The sequence below is a fragment of the Paraflavitalea sp. CAU 1676 genome (assembly GCF_029223285.1).
Taxonomy (GTDB): domain Bacteria; phylum Bacteroidota; class Bacteroidia; order Chitinophagales; family Chitinophagaceae; genus Paraflavitalea.
Map to the genome: position 1 here is coordinate 311,901 of NZ_JARHUJ010000002.1, position 15,555 is coordinate 327,455.

Annotated in this window: 17 protein-coding genes; 9 read left to right on the top strand and 8 right to left on the bottom strand. The window is 47.6% G+C overall.

The genetic code is table 11. The annotated features are described in order from the left end of the window. From P2H89_RS06015 to P2H89_RS06035, 5 genes are all read left to right on the top strand, one after another. Nucleotides 1–399: a hypothetical protein gene (locus tag P2H89_RS06015; protein ID WP_275825671.1), complete on the top strand. Its 399-nt coding sequence runs from the start codon at nucleotides 1–3 to the stop codon at nucleotides 397–399. A 301-nt stretch (nucleotides 400–700) separates the two neighbouring features. Then, nucleotides 701–1,099 carry a hypothetical protein gene (locus P2H89_RS06020; protein ID WP_275825672.1) on the top strand — a complete coding sequence of 133 codons (399 nt, stop codon included), beginning with the start codon at nucleotides 701–703 and terminating at the stop codon, nucleotides 1,097–1,099. A 450-nt stretch (nucleotides 1,100–1,549) separates the two neighbouring features. Beyond that, nucleotides 1,550–3,115, top strand: coding sequence for a radical SAM protein (locus tag P2H89_RS06025; RefSeq protein ID WP_275825673.1), 1,566 nt, complete (start codon nucleotides 1,550–1,552; stop codon nucleotides 3,113–3,115). 12 nt (nucleotides 3,116–3,127) lie between these two features. Further along, complete coding sequence (locus P2H89_RS06030) at nucleotides 3,128–3,343, top strand: GDCCVxC domain-containing (seleno)protein (RefSeq protein WP_275825674.1); 216 nt, start codon at nucleotides 3,128–3,130, stop codon at nucleotides 3,341–3,343. 102 nt (nucleotides 3,344–3,445) lie between these two features. After that, the gene (locus tag P2H89_RS06035) at nucleotides 3,446–3,937 is read left to right on the top strand and encodes a GNAT family N-acetyltransferase (RefSeq protein ID WP_275825675.1); all 492 of its coding nucleotides are present in this window, start codon (nucleotides 3,446–3,448) and stop codon (nucleotides 3,935–3,937) included. Nucleotides 3,938–3,961: 24 nt separating this feature from the next. Here P2H89_RS06035 and P2H89_RS06040 read toward each other — a convergent pair whose 3' ends face one another. The 7 genes from P2H89_RS06040 to P2H89_RS06070 all read right to left on the bottom strand — a co-directional run bounded on the left by P2H89_RS06040 (nucleotide 3,962) and on the right by P2H89_RS06070 (nucleotide 11,412). Continuing rightward, complete coding sequence (locus P2H89_RS06040; RefSeq protein WP_275825676.1) at nucleotides 3,962–4,429, bottom strand: (2Fe-2S)-binding protein; 468 nt, start codon at nucleotides 4,427–4,429, stop codon at nucleotides 3,962–3,964. Between the two features lie 27 nt (nucleotides 4,430–4,456). Then, nucleotides 4,457–6,736, bottom strand: coding sequence for a molybdopterin cofactor-binding domain-containing protein (locus P2H89_RS06045; RefSeq protein ID WP_275825677.1), 2,280 nt, complete (start codon nucleotides 6,734–6,736; stop codon nucleotides 4,457–4,459). 137 nt (nucleotides 6,737–6,873) lie between these two features. After that, on the bottom strand, nucleotides 6,874–7,359 hold the full coding sequence (locus tag P2H89_RS06050) for a cupin domain-containing protein (RefSeq protein ID WP_275825678.1): 486 nt from the start codon (nucleotides 7,357–7,359) through the stop codon (nucleotides 6,874–6,876). A gap of 5 nt (nucleotides 7,360–7,364) precedes the next feature. Next, nucleotides 7,365–9,548, bottom strand: a complete 2,184-nt coding sequence (locus tag P2H89_RS06055; RefSeq protein WP_275825679.1) for a flavodoxin — start codon at nucleotides 9,546–9,548, stop codon at nucleotides 7,365–7,367. A gap of 16 nt (nucleotides 9,549–9,564) precedes the next feature. Next, complete coding sequence (locus P2H89_RS06060) at nucleotides 9,565–10,017, bottom strand: nuclear transport factor 2 family protein (protein ID WP_275825680.1); 453 nt, start codon at nucleotides 10,015–10,017, stop codon at nucleotides 9,565–9,567. A gap of 183 nt (nucleotides 10,018–10,200) precedes the next feature. Further along, nucleotides 10,201–10,533: a hypothetical protein gene (locus P2H89_RS06065; RefSeq protein WP_275825681.1), complete on the bottom strand. Its 333-nt coding sequence runs from the start codon at nucleotides 10,531–10,533 to the stop codon at nucleotides 10,201–10,203. A gap of 36 nt (nucleotides 10,534–10,569) precedes the next feature. Then, nucleotides 10,570–11,412 carry an aldo/keto reductase gene (locus tag P2H89_RS06070; RefSeq protein ID WP_275825682.1) on the bottom strand — a complete coding sequence of 281 codons (843 nt, stop codon included), beginning with the start codon at nucleotides 11,410–11,412 and terminating at the stop codon, nucleotides 10,570–10,572. 270 nt (nucleotides 11,413–11,682) lie between these two features. Between P2H89_RS06070 and P2H89_RS06075 the strand changes: the two genes are divergently transcribed. From P2H89_RS06075 to P2H89_RS06085, 3 genes are read left to right on the top strand one after another with little or no spacing between them, the layout of a single operon-like run. Beyond that, entirely contained in the window at nucleotides 11,683–12,579 is an 897-nt protein-coding gene (locus P2H89_RS06075) for a helix-turn-helix domain-containing protein (RefSeq protein WP_275825683.1), read from the top strand. A gap of 22 nt (nucleotides 12,580–12,601) precedes the next feature. Beyond that, the gene (locus P2H89_RS06080) at nucleotides 12,602–13,000 is read left to right on the top strand and encodes a putative quinol monooxygenase (protein ID WP_275825684.1); all 399 of its coding nucleotides are present in this window, start codon (nucleotides 12,602–12,604) and stop codon (nucleotides 12,998–13,000) included. 5 nt (nucleotides 13,001–13,005) lie between these two features. After that, nucleotides 13,006–13,407 carry a cupin domain-containing protein gene (locus P2H89_RS06085; RefSeq protein ID WP_275825685.1) on the top strand — a complete coding sequence of 134 codons (402 nt, stop codon included), beginning with the start codon at nucleotides 13,006–13,008 and terminating at the stop codon, nucleotides 13,405–13,407. A 94-nt stretch (nucleotides 13,408–13,501) separates the two neighbouring features. Here P2H89_RS06085 and P2H89_RS06090 read toward each other — a convergent pair whose 3' ends face one another. Then, nucleotides 13,502–14,632, bottom strand: coding sequence for an RtcB family protein (locus tag P2H89_RS06090; RefSeq protein ID WP_275825686.1), 1,131 nt, complete (start codon nucleotides 14,630–14,632; stop codon nucleotides 13,502–13,504). 265 nt (nucleotides 14,633–14,897) lie between these two features. On the opposite strand from P2H89_RS06090, the gene P2H89_RS06095 reads away from it, so the two are divergent. Continuing rightward, entirely contained in the window at nucleotides 14,898–15,437 is a 540-nt protein-coding gene (locus P2H89_RS06095; protein ID WP_275825687.1) for an HAD family hydrolase, read from the top strand. The last annotated feature ends 118 nt before the right edge of the window (nucleotides 15,438–15,555 follow it).

Sequence of the window (15,555 nt, forward strand, 5' to 3'; positions counted from 1 at the left end):
ATGATGTCAGGTGGGGGGAGGGGCAACTGTGTGGGGATAGCCTGTAGTCCGTCTGAGCAATGGGAGTATTGCAAGGTATTGGTGGATGAGTTTACTGATGATAAATTGGTGCAGTTGTGTGAGCACCGGAACCCGGTTGTGCGGTTATACTCTTTTGAGGCTTTGCAGGAGAAATGCAGTGACCGCGTATATGGTGTACTGTTGAAGCATTTAACCGATACGGCCGGTTTTCTCCAGATTGGCGGTTGTTTGGGCGTCAAGACTACGGTAGGTAAAGAGTTCCTGAGCCGGGTCGATTTTGTGCAAAAGGAACAGGTTGGCTGCGGGCTTTCGGATGTGCAGTGGAGACAGCTGGATTCGTTGAGGAAGGAAATCGTGGTCCTTCCGGATAACAGGTGAAAGACATGATGGTCGAAAAGGGCCGGAAACCTTAGTTGAACATAAGGAGCGAGAGCGCGCGGAGTATATGCGCGGATGGTAGAGGTTGAGCGGTTTGTTGTTGGGGAACAGTGGTGCGGGAGTTCGCAATTTGTCACGGAATTATAAACTTTGGCTGGTTTGCCTGATTTGATAGTTGCAAAGGTTTATAATTCGGTCCAATCGTTGCTGTTAAAGTGGCAATTTATGCGATCTATTAACTATTTTGTATGATAGTTCGATCAAGCCTCTCAGTCATATGAGTCTACTTAAATAGTCAACTTTGTTAATTAGAAAGGTCAGCATTGCGATCATAGATAGTGGTAAGGAAGATCTGGAGATTTTTCAACGTGCTCTCCATGATTTTGACATAGACGTGACAGTAGACCTTGATCTCATACGAAGCGAAGCCTTTGAGCGTTGGCAGTCAACATTTGATGAGAAAATAGCAATGGTTATTGTCTGTTTTCGAAGAGAAGATCCAGGGGCGATCCTATTCCTCGTGAACGTTGTAAATACATTTTATCCGCGCAGGACTCCTGTCTATGTATATTCAAGCAGCTCGTTGAAGGATGTTTTTGGCGAGCGATTGCCTCCCGGTTTGGCTGGCTGGCTTCATGGGCGTTTTAGTTGTGGTGCTCTTCAGGTATATTTAAAAATGCTGGTAGGGGATTTAGTGTAAACGTTTAGGTTATGCTATAGGTAAACCTTTACGTGGCGCAGACGGGCCTCCCGGTGACGGCTCACCCAGGCCCGCGGCGCTGACAAGGAGGGTTGCCTGCCGGCTTCGGATGCGCAGTGGACAGAACTGGATTCCTTTAGGAAGGATTTTCTTGCTTTGACGGAAGAACAGTGATGTTAATGTGCTATCATTTGAGGTGATATGCAGTGTGTAAGGAAAATAGTATATTTGTATTTGCAGGGTGTTTTGCTATAGGGCCATCGTTTCCTTTGATGAACTCTCTATATCCACTGGAATTACTTCACTACCCCCAAGGATGTGTTAGAAACATTTGGTAAATAGCCTATCATGTAAGGAACAACCTGCTTTGCCAATAGTCGGGAGGAATTTCCTATTCGGTATACTTCAACGGGCCCATCCTATGCCCCCCGTTGACGCTAAAATGTTAGTATGCAAAAGCTACAAATTTGCGTGTTGGACCTGGTATGCAAAGGGCCAACTAATACATTATGGGCCAGGATAATGCATGCCAATCTTGCCAGCATCATGCCCCAGGTGATCGCTACCTGGTGTGAACAGGAAGGACATCAGGTAACCATGATCTGTTACACTGGCAGTGAAGATCTGAGTAAAGAAATCCCCAGCAATGTGGACTTGCTATTTATCAGTTCCTTTACACAGGCAGCCTTACTGGCCTACGCGATCAGCAACTATGCCAGGAGCAAGGGGGCGGTGACGGTGCTTGGCGGGCCACATGCGAGGTGTTATCCTGATGATGCTATTCAATATTTCGACTATGTGCTGGGGTTCACTAACCGATTGACTATTATGGAAGTGCTTAGTTCGTGTACAGCACAACGTCCTGTAGGGAAATATTTATCAGCCGGCAAACAGCCGGCTGATCTATGTGGCGTAAGAGAACGCTGGAAATTCATTGAACCCACCCTCCAAAAAGCTCCATTCCTGAAAATTGTACCGATGCTGGGAAGTGTGGGATGCCCCTATACCTGCCCTTTCTGCATTGATGCATCGGTGCCCTACCAGTCGTTGGATTTCCAAGTAATAAAAGAAGATCTCCGGTTCCTGCTTGAGAAATTCAAGAGACCCTGGGTTGCCTGGCACGATCCAAATTTCGGGATACGGTTTGAGGAGAATATGGAGGCCATCGCATCAGCAGCGCCTCCTAAGAGTTTCCGTTTTATCGCGGAAAGCAGCTTGTCGGTGGTTACCGAGCAACGGGTTAAAGTGTTACAGGACAATGGATTTATGGCCCTGCTGCCAGGTATAGAGTCCTGGTTTGACCTGGGCAACAAGTCTAAAACAGGCCGCATCACCGGCGATGAAAAAGTAAGGCAGGTGTCTGATCATGTCAATATGATCTTCGGCCATATTCCCTATGTGCAAACGAACTTTGTGCTTGGGCTTGACAGTGACTCGGGAACGGAGCCTTTTGAGCTTACGAAGCGGTTTATAGATCGTACCCCCCAGGTATTTCCAGGTTATTCGCTTTTGACGGCTTTCGGCGAGGCTGCGCCGCTGAACCTCGAATACCAACAGGCAGGCCGTGTGCTTCCGTTTCCTTTTCATTTTCTCAACAACCATCTCGCCATGAACATTAAGCCGAAAAACTATGACTGGGTTGACTTCTACGACAAAGTGATTGACCTAACGGCCTATTCGTTTTCGCCTAAGGCCCTTTATAAGCGTTTCAAAAGCGCCTCTAATTTTTCGACCCGGTGGATGAATCTGATGAGGGCTGTGTCATCAGAAGGGTATGGCCGGTTGCGGTTTTTCAGGCAGGTTAGGAAGAACCTGATCAGTGATAAAAGCTTTCGCGCCTATTTTGAAGGCGAATCAAAACAGTTACCGCCATTTTACTATAACGTTATTAAGAAGGATTTGGGTGTATGGTGGGAATGGTTGCCGGAAAAGGCACTTTTGCATAATGAAAATGCATACTATGAAAAAACGAGTGAATGCAAAATATGCACTGCCCCTCCAGTAAAAGTCGGGTAACTTTACTAGCTAATGCAAGCTACTCTAATACTTGAATCGATAATCACCTGTCCGCGTTGCGGCTTTCAGAAAGCGGAAACGATGCCGGTAGATGCCTGTCAGTATTTTTATACCTGCACCAACTGCCAAACCCTCCTTAAGCCCAGGCAGGGGGATTGTTGCGTGTTTTGCAGCTATGGAACCGTGAAATGTCCTCCTATACAGCTGAATAAATCCTGTTGTACGTAAACCCAGTCCTTAAGCAGAATAAGAAATAACTTAGTAGGGAAAAGATGGCTTGCCGATCCCTTCGCCAGCCTATGATACTGTGATATTCAATATGTAAAAATTATGATTGAAAAAAGTGTTCAGGAAGATTTCGATACGATCTATGAGATAATAAATGATGCAGCCTCTGCCTATCGCGGGGTTATTCCCGATGACCGGTGGCATGAGCCGTATATGTCGAAAGAAGAGCTGCAGAAACAAATCGAGGATGGCGTTCAATTTTGGAAATACACGGAGGATAATTCTATTATTGGAGTGATGGGAATTCAACCAAAGGAAGATGTTACCTTAATTCGCCACGCGTATGTTAGAACGATTGCAAGGAAAAAGGGAGTGGGTGGCAAGTTGCTCGAATATCTTCGTCAAATGGCCTCCACACCTATTTTGATCGGCACCTGGGCTGAGGCAAGTTGGGCCATCAAATTTTATCAAAAACATGGCTTTCGGTTATTGCCAGCCGATCAGAAAAATAGTTTACTAAAAAAGTACTGGACCATCCCTTCCCGACAAGTTGAGACTTCAGTGGTATTGGCAAATGATTATTGGAAGAGTTAGATTTAATGTTGTTGTGGTGGTTTCTCACTTCGATCCTTCGCGTTGCATCTCAGCTGCCAGGTGAATAGCCTTGTGGATACGCAGGTAGGTGCCGCAGCGACAAATATTGCCTTCCATGGCCTGATCGATATCTTTATCTGTCGGGTTCTTATTCTCCCTCAGCAATACTGCTGCCGACATGATCTGCCCGGCCTGACAATAGCCGCATTGACTTACATCCAACTCGAGCCATGCTTTTTGCAAGGGATGGTCGTTGTTTTCCGCCAGGCCCTCGATCGTCACTACCTGTTTCCCAACGGCCCTGCTTACCCTGGTTACACAGGAGCGCACGGCTTCGCCATTGAGGTGCACTACGCAGGCACCGCATTGTGCCATGCCACATCCGTACTTGGTGCCCACCAGGCCAATTACATCCCTGAGTGCCCATAGCAGGGGCGTTTCCGGATCGATGTCGAGTTCGTAGGTTTTCTTATTGATGGTTAGTTTGAGCATGGTTGATAGTTGATGGTGGAAGCTTTGTTAAAATGATTTCCTGTTCTCCGACTTGTTGGTTGAATTTAGGAGCTGGTCGAGGTAGGGCTGATCATACAACCTCTTGTTGGTGGCTTTATACAGCGCGTTGGCTACGGCGCCGAACACCGGCGGAAAGGGTGGTTCGCCCAATCCGGTAGGGTCGATATCATTCTGCACAAAATGCACTTCTATTTGATCTGGCGCCTCGCTATGGCGTATCATCCTGTATCGGTGGAAATTGTTTTGCTCTGCGGCGCCCTCTTTATGGCTGAGCCTGCCATAGAATGCATTGCCGATGCCATCGATGACGGCGCCTTCGACCATGTTGGCTGCGGCATCCGGGTTGATGACGATGCCGCAATCAATGGCGCTGTAAACCCTTTCAACAAATGGTCGTCCATTTTTCATCACGATATCGACCACATGGGCTGCATAGGAGTTGTGGCAGAAATAGGCCGCCACTCCGCGGTTGTATTTTTTATTTTCCGGGTTGCCCCAGCCGGATTTTTCTTTGACCAGGTTTAATATGCCTGCGTACCGGTCGGCATCATACTCATTGTTTTTGCCCACCGGGTTTTCTTTAGCTCTTTTCAAAAGCTCCAACCTGAGGTCGATCGGATCTTTGCCCATGGCTTCTGCCAGTTCATCTAAAAAAGATTGTTCTGCTGCCGCGTTAAAGTTTGAGCGTGGTGCCCGGAATGCGCCGATCGTGATATTGGAGGGTATTTGCCATCCTTCGGCCAGGTAATTGTCTACGGCGCCAGCGGGAAATCTGTTTGCGTGAATGGCATGCTCGGGGATGCCACCACCTTTTACATGAAATGCGATCAGGTTTTTGTTGGCGTCCAGTGCTGCCCGATAGGTTGCGGTGTACATGGGGCGATAGATGCCGTAGGTCATATCATCTTCGCGGGTGTATATCAGTTTGATGGGCGCGTTGACCTTTCTGGAGATCAGCGCTGCTTCTGAGAGATAGTGTCCGTATGCCCTGCGACCGAAGCCCCCGCCCATACGTGTCATCTGGATCTCGATCTTGTCGGGCGGCAGTTTCAGGAGCTTTGCCAGGGTGGGTTCCGTCCAACCGGGCGCCTGCAGCGGCCCTACTAAAAGGGCTTTTTCTTCCGTGACATGGGCGAAGAAGTTCATCGGCTCCATGCAGTTGTGGGCCAGGAACGGTGCATTGTAGGTGCGCTCGATCACCTGGGCGGCATTTTTAAAGGCCGTTTCGGGGTCCCCATCTTTTCGTAATTGCTGCGCAGGCCTTTTGGCATACTCCTGCATTTTTGCGAGTTGTTTGCTGGTAGTTTCCAAATCACCGGGTACCACTACTTCTCTTTTTTCTCCGCCGCGGCCTGCCATGGTATTTTTTGTATCCCCGGTGGGTTCCCACTGCACGATGAGTTTTTTGCGGGCATTCATCACTTCCCAGGTGGTTTTGCCTACAACGACCAACAGATCGTTGAAGCTGCGGGTGTCGAAGCCTGCCTGTTCGAATCCCTCTTCGTATAATTTAAGGGTAAAGACGTCTTTGATGCCTGGCATCTTCAGGGCTTGTGCTGCATCGAATGATTTCAGTTTCATGCCGAAGGCCGGGGGATGGTGGATCATGGCGATCAACATGCCTTCGTGTTTATAATCCAACCCGAAGAGTGGTTTGCCGGTAACGATCTTCAGGCCTTCAACATTCTTCTGTGAGTTGCGGACTACCTTGAAATCCTTTGCCTGCTTTAGTTTCATCCCTTTGGGGATGGGTATGGTGGCGGCTTTGGAGGCGAGGTCGCCATAGACGGCTGACCGGCCGCTTTTTTCATGGTAGATGGTTCCGGCCTTTGCTGTGAGTTCCTCCACGGGCACGCCCCAGGTTTGGGCGGCGGCTTCGAGCAGCATTTGCCGTGCTGCGGCTCCTGCTTCGCGCAGTGGCTTCCAATACATTCGCACTGAATTGCTTCCGCCGGTAAACTGGGCGCCTAGTTTGACACTATCGTGCGGGCCCATTTCTACTACTATTTTTTGCCAGTCGGCCTCCAGCTCTTCGGCTACTATCATGGGGAGTGACGTCATCACGTTTTGTCCGAACTCCGGATTGGGGTTGTAGATCTTTATGCTATTATCCGAAGATATCTTTATATAGCCCGTTAGTTCATTCCATTGGTCGGGAAGTTCTTTGGGGGAGGCTGCCTGTGCTGCTTCGGGCAGCCAGGTGAAGCTGATCATAAGACCACCACCTGCCAATAAGGATGATCTTAAGAAGGAACGTCTGTTGTAGGTTGACTTGGTTTGTTCCATGGTAAAAGGTTAATTAGTATTTGATCGGACGGTCGGCTTGCACGGGGGTAATTTACCCAGGTTTCCCCGGGGCGGGCTTATATAAGTTACTGATTTTTTTACCAATATTACTGATTGGTGTTACGGCGAGGTTATTGTCAGGGTTTTCGGTATACTGAATCTGTGACGGCTTCCAGCCAAACCGTTTCCCCTTTTTCCCGTCCGGTTATGGCCACCTGCACGAAATTGCTGTCGATACTTGCTCCGTGCCAATGGGATACATTGGGAGGACATTTTACAATATCTCCTTTTCGCAGGATGCGCTTTGCGGTTCCTTTTTCCTGGTAATAGCCGGCGCCCTCCAACGCGAGTATGATCTGGCCTGCAGGATGACTGTGCCATTTGGTTCTTGCGCCAGGCGCGAAGGTTACACTGCCAACAGCTATTGAGTTCAGGCTGTCTGCATTAACCAGCGAGTTTAACCAAACGTCCCCTGTGAAATTGCTATTGGTGATCTTTTCGCCTTTGGGGAAAAGGGGAGTAGATAGTTGTGCGACGGCAGTGTTCTCTTGTATGGCATGTTGTTTACAGGAGATTGCTATTACTACCATCGCAAGCGCGATCTGAACAAATGCAATTTTCATGATGGCTATTTGAGGTGTTGGGTGAAAAAGTCAGTCAGTTTTTTGACGGCCTGGGGTACATATTCGGGCTTGTCGTACATGTCGATGTGCGACGCGCCGGACACTTCAAACAGCTCTTTTGGCTGTGCGGCCCTGTTGAATGCGTCATCACTGAAATATTTGGAGTCGGCCTGGTTACCCACTATCAGCAACAGCGGACGAGGAGCGATCATTTCTACATGGTCGAGGGCTGTAAAGTTCATCAATTTATCCAGGCTGGTGAATGCATACTTGTTCTGCGAGTTGGGGTGCTGTCCTCTTGAGGTTCTATAGTAATCGTATCCTTCTTTGTACATGCCGGTTGCTGAAGCTGGAATTTCCTCGCGGGTATTGAATACGTAGTTCACGTATTTAATGGGTTCTCCATTGGCTTCCCGTGTGCGTTGCCTGCCTACTTCTTCCAGTCGCTGTTGCATTTGCGGCTTCAGTACGCCCGCCAGTCCCTCGCGGCGAAGCTGCCCAAGATCCACCATGCTTACAGTTGCTACTGCTTTTAACCTGCGCTCGGTTTCGGCTGCTTTTATGGCAAAGCCGCCACCCGCGCAGATTCCCAGTACGCCGATTCGATTGGGATCAATTGATGGATGGGTACTTAAATAGTCGGTTGCTGCCCTGAAATCTTCGACCCGCATGGCGGGGTCTTCTAAAAACCTTGGATAACCGCCGCTCTCTCCCTGGTAGGAGGCATCGAACGCCAGTGTAATGAATCCCTGCTCTGCCAGTTTTTGCGCATAAATGCCCGCGGTTTGTTCTTTTACGCCGCCTGCAGGATGGCCCACCAGGATGGCCGGATACTTCCTGTTTTTATCAAATCCTTGCGGCATGTAGAGATTTCCCACTACACTGATGTTCTCGTTGGGGAAGGTGACCTTTTTTACAGTTACTCCATTGGCGGTAGAAGCAACTGCGGCATCCTGTGTTCTATACATTTCGTTGATGTTTTTAGTCATGGTGTTTCCCTCTTGCCAGCCGACCCTGGTGGATATGGTGAATGCAATGGCTCTAAGCTGCTGTTCGGTGAGTCCGACGTTTCTGCCTACATTTAAGTGTCCCCGCAATTGTCCTTCTGTTCCGCTCATGCTTGCGAGTGCTGAAATTGTTGCAATTTCCCGGCTTTGATAGTCGAGGTTATCCCGGCTGAATATATCTGCAAACAGGTGTTCCTTCAGGAAGGTATCAATTACAGGAACATAGCGTTGTGGCTCACCGATGGCGGTTGTTCCGGTTAAGGTTGTTTGAACTTCTTTCCCAAACGCAAACCTTCCCTGATTGTACGCTACTGCCGATGGCATTTTTCCTGCAACATCCTTTTTGCCTGCCTGTTTACGTTCATTGGCCACGGCCTGCAGTGTGTTGATGGCGTTAAGGCTACGGGGAAATCCGGCATAGGCGTATAGCTGTACCAGAATTTCCTTTGTTTCATTCATACTCAGGCCTGCCTCCAGTCCGTCATTTAAGGCGCTTCTTAATAATGTTTGGTTGCCGGTTGCTGTTGCCGCTGCAATGGGAACAATGCTTACCTGCCTGGGCGTAAGTGCTGCTGTTGGTAATAAATTGATCCTTTTCAGCCAGGCTTTTACCAGGCTTTCTGCTTGGGTCGCTTTTTCTCCCTGTATTGTGAGCAGTTTACCATCTCTTTCCGAACCGCCTTCCATTGAAAATCCTTCCACTACTTTACTGTTGGGACATAATTCTTTTACTGTGTCGAAACTGCTTCCAATTCCGTAACCTCCGTTTGTGTTGAACGGGGCTATCGTTTTGCCGCTCAGATCATATTGATGCAAAAACGTTTTCATGGGAGGCGGCAGTTTCATACCCCAGGTTGGAAAGCCGACAAATACAATATTGTACTTTTCAATGCTATCTATTTTTGTTTTCAGCGGTGGCAGATAGCCACTTTCATTCTCCCGTACGACCTGCTGTACCGTTTGCTGGTAATTGGCGGGATAAGGGTTTTGCAACTCAAGCGCCACCAGATCACCTCCCATATTTTTATGTATTATTTCGGCTATTGCTTTGGTATTGTTGGTGCGCGATAAGTACACGATCAATATCTTGCCGTCTGAACTCACTTGCTGCGCTTTTGAGCATTCTGCGAGCAGTATTGCTGCCACCGTCAACAACCAAAGACTGGTACTGAACTTTTTCATACGTGTTTTGCTGACGCTACTGGCCAACAAGTTTCGTGAAGGAAAGAGATACCAATTTCCAGGCTCCATTTTGCCGGACATACACCTCAGTGACCATAAATGGATTGGTTACTTCGTTTCCCCCTACCACTGCTAACAGCGTTATTCTGTTTAATAGTATGGCCGTGTTGTCAATAATATTCACAGAGACCGAATGGATGTCTGCTTTCTTATAATGTATCCCACCACTTCTGATTATATTGATTTCCTGTTCTTTTCCCCAACTGCCTCCCATATGGACGAACATGGACTTTTCATGGAAAAGCCCTGCAAGTGTGTCTGCTTTCTTGTCTGCCATCCAACTCCATTTTTGTTTGGAAAGATTGATGATTTCCTGATCTGCAGGGGAGGGACTCGAGTTTGATTGTTGCGAATGAGCATATTGCACGCTCATAAGGATAAGAAACAGTCCGATAATTGATGCTTTCATAAAATGGTTTGTTTTGAATTTTTCCCGATTGGGTAAGTTGATTTTTTGCAGGTAGAATTGTTTATTTCCCACTTTTGTATTCTTCGTCCGTTACTTTTTGCAGCCACACTGTGGGGCCTTTTTGGGAAGGGCTGGTAGCCAGGTAAGTAACCCCGGTTTCAATGGATGCGCCATGCCAATGTTCTACGCCAGGAAGGCATTTGATAACTTCTCCTTTACGGACAATTTGTTTGGCTTGCCTTTTTCCTGGTAATAACCTATGCCCTCTGTTATGAGTAAGATCTGGCCGCCAGGATGATAATGCCAATCTAATTTTTTGCCTGGGGGGAAGCTCGCCACCGCTATACTGAAATTGAAAATGCTGTCAGCGGCATTTAATTCAATAAGCGTATTGTTTCCCGTATTTCGAACTGGCAATGCGATGCCATCTTTCGTATAGACAGCTGTGTCTTGTGCGGCAACTTTGTTAAACAGCGTAGTGGATAACAATGTCAATAAAAGCAGGAATTGTTTCATGATTGGTTTCCTTTTATAGGTCATATGATTAATAAATTATTTTCTCTCACCCAGCCACTTTACCATGGCGGGGTCGCGGTGATCAAAGAAGCTGCTTGCGTTTGTATCCAATGTTTTGATCATCTGCATGTCTTCTGCACTCAACTCAAAGTCGAATATGTTGAAGTTCTCTATCATCCTTTCTTTACGAACGGATTTTGGGATGGCAACCACGCCGCGTTGGTTTAGCCACCGCAGCACTATCTGTGCGATCGTCTTGTTGTGCTTCTTTGCGATCGAAAGCAACAGCTCGTTTTGAAAAAGATTGTTTTTGCCTTCTGCAAATGGTCCCCAGGATTCGATCTGCACATTGTTTTCTTTCAGAAACTGCTGTGCTTCTATTTGTTGGTGAAATGGGTGCGTTTCGATTTGGTTTACTGCTGGAATAATGTCGTTGTGGATGATCAGGTCAATTAGCCTGTCGGGGTGAAAGTTGCTGACGCCTATTGCTTTTACTTTTCCTTCCCGGTACAGATCTTCCATAATTCTCCATTCACCATATACGTCTCCATAAGGTTGATGGATTAGGTACAGGTCGATGTAGTTTGTTTGCAGCTTATTCAGTGATTCTTCGAAGGCCTTCCGGGTGCTGTCATAGCCATCGGTTTCTATCCACAGCTTGGTTGTGATGAATAACTCTTCGCGCTTAACACCGCTTCGTTTAATGGCATTTCCAACTGCTTCTTCGTTTTGATAAGACGCTGCTGTATCTATTAGCCGGTATCCTGTTTCGATGGCGTCCATTACGCTTCGCTCGCACTCAGCCAGGTCATTTACCTGGAAAACACCAAAGCCAAGCATAGGCATCCCGACTCCGTTATTTAGTTTTACCGTTTTCATTCGCTTCTTTTTTGTAATGCAAAGGTCCAACTGTTTCCTGTAGGTCCTGATATATGGATTACGGGTTTCCTTACCAATGCTACTGGTCTACGATGAATGCTTTTTGTGGTGTGGGCGGGGATAGGGCAGCTCTTTACAAAGATGGGTTCTATTGATTTGGCAATCCTTATACCATTTACTGGGATTATTACCATTATTACTGAAGTAGGAGCAGGCGGGCCAAAACGGGCTAAATATGGCGTAATTTTAATAGTGCTAAACAGTGAAACTATGGATAATATGCTGAAGTTCAATTCAATTAACGACTACAATGTCTTTAATAATAATACAACGCTGCACCCATTGGTCAGTGTGGTTGACCTTTCTAAAGCCAACCCCAGATCGGGTTCCCGTATGTACTTCGGGTTTTACACTATTTTTCTGAAGGATGTTGTGTGTGGCGACCTCACCTATGGCCGGGCTACCTACGACTACCAGGAAGGGACGTTGGTTTTTCTGGCTCCGGGTCAGGTGGCGGGTATGAACAGTAATGGTCAGCTGTATCAGCCTAAAGGATATGCCTTGGTATTTCATGCCGACCTTATCCATGGTACAGAGCTCGGCCGTCATATTAACCAATACAGCTTTTTTTCATACGATACACGAGAAGCGCTTCACGTTTCGGAAAAGGAAAGGCAGATCGTTTTGGACTGTTTTGCGAAGATCCAGTATGAGCTTGAACATGCTATTGACAAGCACAGTAAAAAGCTGATTGCGTCCAATATCGAGCTCTTCCTTGATTATTGTCAGCGGTTTTATGATCGTCAGTTTATTACCAGGGAAAATGTACACAAGGGAATTCTGGAAAGGTTTGAAGGTTTATTGAATGGTTACTTCGAATCTGAGCATCCGCAAACGATAGGATTGCCTTCGGTGGCGTGGTGCGCGAACGAGCTTAATTTGTCGGCCAATTATTTCGGAGACCTGATCAAGAAAGAAACGGGGCGAACGGCGCAAGACTATATTCAGTCAAAGATCATTGATATTGCCAAGGGGAAAATGTTTGATTTGGATAAGTCGGTGAGTCAGGTTGCTACGGAGTTGGGCTTTAAGTATCCTGCTCATTTTACCCGTCTATTCAAGCAGCGGGTGGGTATTACGCCCAATGAGTTCAGGTCGCAGAATTGAGTAATCTTATAAAATGGTCGAAATGAGAATGCGTTTTGTATGTTGCTTTTCGAGCCTGCTGGGGGCTCTGCTAATTTGCTCCTCCTGTAGTCTCTTTGCCCAGGACGGCAAGCCTTATGTGCGCATCGCGAAGATCGTTGTTGATAGTGCTCAGTTGAAGGAGTATAATGCTGCCCTAAAAGAACATGCTGAGGCGGCTATTAAGAAAGAGCCTGGTGTGCTGACCTTGTATGGTGTCTATGATAAAGAAAAGCCGACTCATGTTACGGTGTTTGAGATCTATGCCAGTGTTGCTGCTTACCAATCGCATATCAAGACGGAGCATTTTCTGAAGTATAAATCTACGGTGCAGCATATGGTGACTTCGTTGGTGCTTACCGATGTTGTTCCGATCGCGCTTGAGTCGAAGTATGAAAAATAAAAATAATGGAAATAACAAGAGTAGGTTCAAAGCAATCGGGTAAAGGACCTGCGGATTGGTTCACCGGTGCGGTAAGGATTGATCCGCTTTTTGACGCTAACGAAGCCAGGCGGGCGGTGGCTGCCAGCGTGACCTTCGAGCCGGGGGCGAGAACGGCGTGGCACACGCATCCGCTTGGACAGACCCTGATCATTACTGCCGGCTGCGGCTGGGTTCAAAGAGAAGGCGGCCCCATACACAATGTGTTCCCGGGTGATGTGGTGTGGTTTGCCCCCAATGAGAAACATTGGCATGGCGCTACCGCTACGAATGGTATGACGCATATCGCCATTCAGGAAAACCTGAACGGAAAAGTTGTAGAGTGGATGGAGCAGGTGACCGATGAACAATATGCCAATATACTGTGAGCCTGGTGAGTGCTGATAAGCGAATGAGCTTTACAGCGTATCGGGTGATATCAAAAGGCGAAATGGAGCCATGTTGGCCCCATTTCGTTTGTGATCAGATCTCAGAATACTTTACCGTTACTATTGGTGTGGTTTGCGTTACCATCTGCAGATAGGGCATTTGGACGAGCAGGTCGCCGGCCTCCTTGTAGGCAAAATCAAACTCCTGTATGTAACCGGACGGGAAATTGCCTGAGCGGTCGAGCAGTTCGCGAAACTGCACTTTGTAGGCTTTCCGTTGTTTCTCCTTCAACACCGTTTTCCAATGCTTCATGGCATCGAAGCGCGACAGCTTTCTGCCGGCGCCATGGGCGCAGGAGTTTATTGCTGCCGCTGTTCCGGTTTGGTTGCCGGCCTTTACCAGCAGGCTGCCCCTTGACATCGACAATGGAATTACTACTGTTTTGCCAGGCTCCAGTTCGGTGCTTCCTTTACGGTGAATGATCGATCCTTTGTTCCAACGTATGTGGTTGTGGATTGAGTCTTCCAGTGTATACGGGGTACCGTTCAGGGTATCCTGGTGCGGGGCGTCTTTGAAATTGCTGCGCAGGAATTCCTTGTTTAACGACGATTTGTTGCAACGCAGGTAGTTGGCGTTTTGCAAAAACAGCATCGTTTTGATACAGAAATTCTTGCGGCGCTGGTAGCCATATTCAAGTGTCGACCCATAATACCTGATAAACGCTTCCTCGAGAAAATCGCGGTGGATGTAGTCAACATCTTGCCCCAGTTCCTTTGAATAGTCGCGGGTGAGCTGGAGGCAATGCTGGTACAGAGCAATACCGCGGTCGCGTGTTCCGGTATGACAGATGATGTAAATGGCCTCATCATCTTCCTCGATGGAGAGGAAGTGATTGCCGCCACCGAGTCCGTCGTCGGTCATTTGGGCGTGTGCCCAATGGAAGGCGCGGTAATGCTCCACTTTATCGAAGGGCTTTTGCCAATAGGCCTTTTCGATCTTGAGGTACATAACCCCGCAGCCGATGTCTTTTCCAGTGATGAGCGGATAGCAATGATCGGTCGTTTCAAATGCTACGCCTACGGGCAGGGCTTTTTCTGCGCAGTAGTGTATGTCGGTAAATGCACAGATGGCCTTGATGTCCGGCCGCTGTGCGTATTGCTGAAGCTGTTCCATAGCGTTTTGTTCGACGCTATGGGCATCGCAATAGAATGCAATAGTTCGCATGTTCCTTAATTTGGGATAAAAAAAAGATTAGTTCGCGGGGCTTGGCGGGAACATCTGCCCCTTACAGAGATGTCAGCAGCCGGAGTATTCCGGGGACGCAAAGATAGAAAAGTGTTGGGGTTTTTGCAAGTGGAGCATGCGCGTGCGGTTTCCTTTGGGAGTTTAGGGAATTCAAGACTGAAATATCTGGATGACCGTTACCACGCGGAAAGGTTGGTTGGGATGTGCCCTGCTTTGTCGTAGATTTGATGCCCCCGTCGAATATATGGAAGAAAAATGCGATAAGCTATTGGTGCTCGATCTGGACGAAACCTTGATCCATGCAACTACCACTGAGTTGGATGTTCCGTTTGCCTTTAGGGTCGATCAGTATTTTGTATACGAAAGGCCAGGCGTAAAGGAATTCCTGGTAAATATTTCCCGGCATTTTTCGATCGCCGTGTGGAGCACGGCCAGCGATGCGTATGTTGACAAGATCGTACAACAAATTACTCCTCCTGGTGTGGAGATGGTGGCTGTATGGGGCCGGTCAAAATGTACTTCCAGACGCGATCTGGTATATGACACGTTTAGTTTTGAGAAGCGACTCGACAAGCTAAAGAGCAAAGGATATACTCTTGATAAAATCCTGATCGTTGATGACTCGCCTTCAAAATCGAGGTCGAACTACGGAAATGCTATTTACATTAATCCGTTTACTGGAGATGCTGGTGACCAGGATCTACGTCTATTGTTCGATTATTTGGTGACACTGAAGGATGCTCCGAATGTACGTTCCATTGAAAAACGTGGCTGGAGAAAGTAGTTCTTGCCATTAACCGTAAAATGTACAACTGGTCGCTGTTGCAGGTTTTGGTCTTGTTGTGCGGCACGTTAAAGTGTTTCTTTCCCTAGTTTTGCAGGGTTCGCTGCCGGGCTGTGTT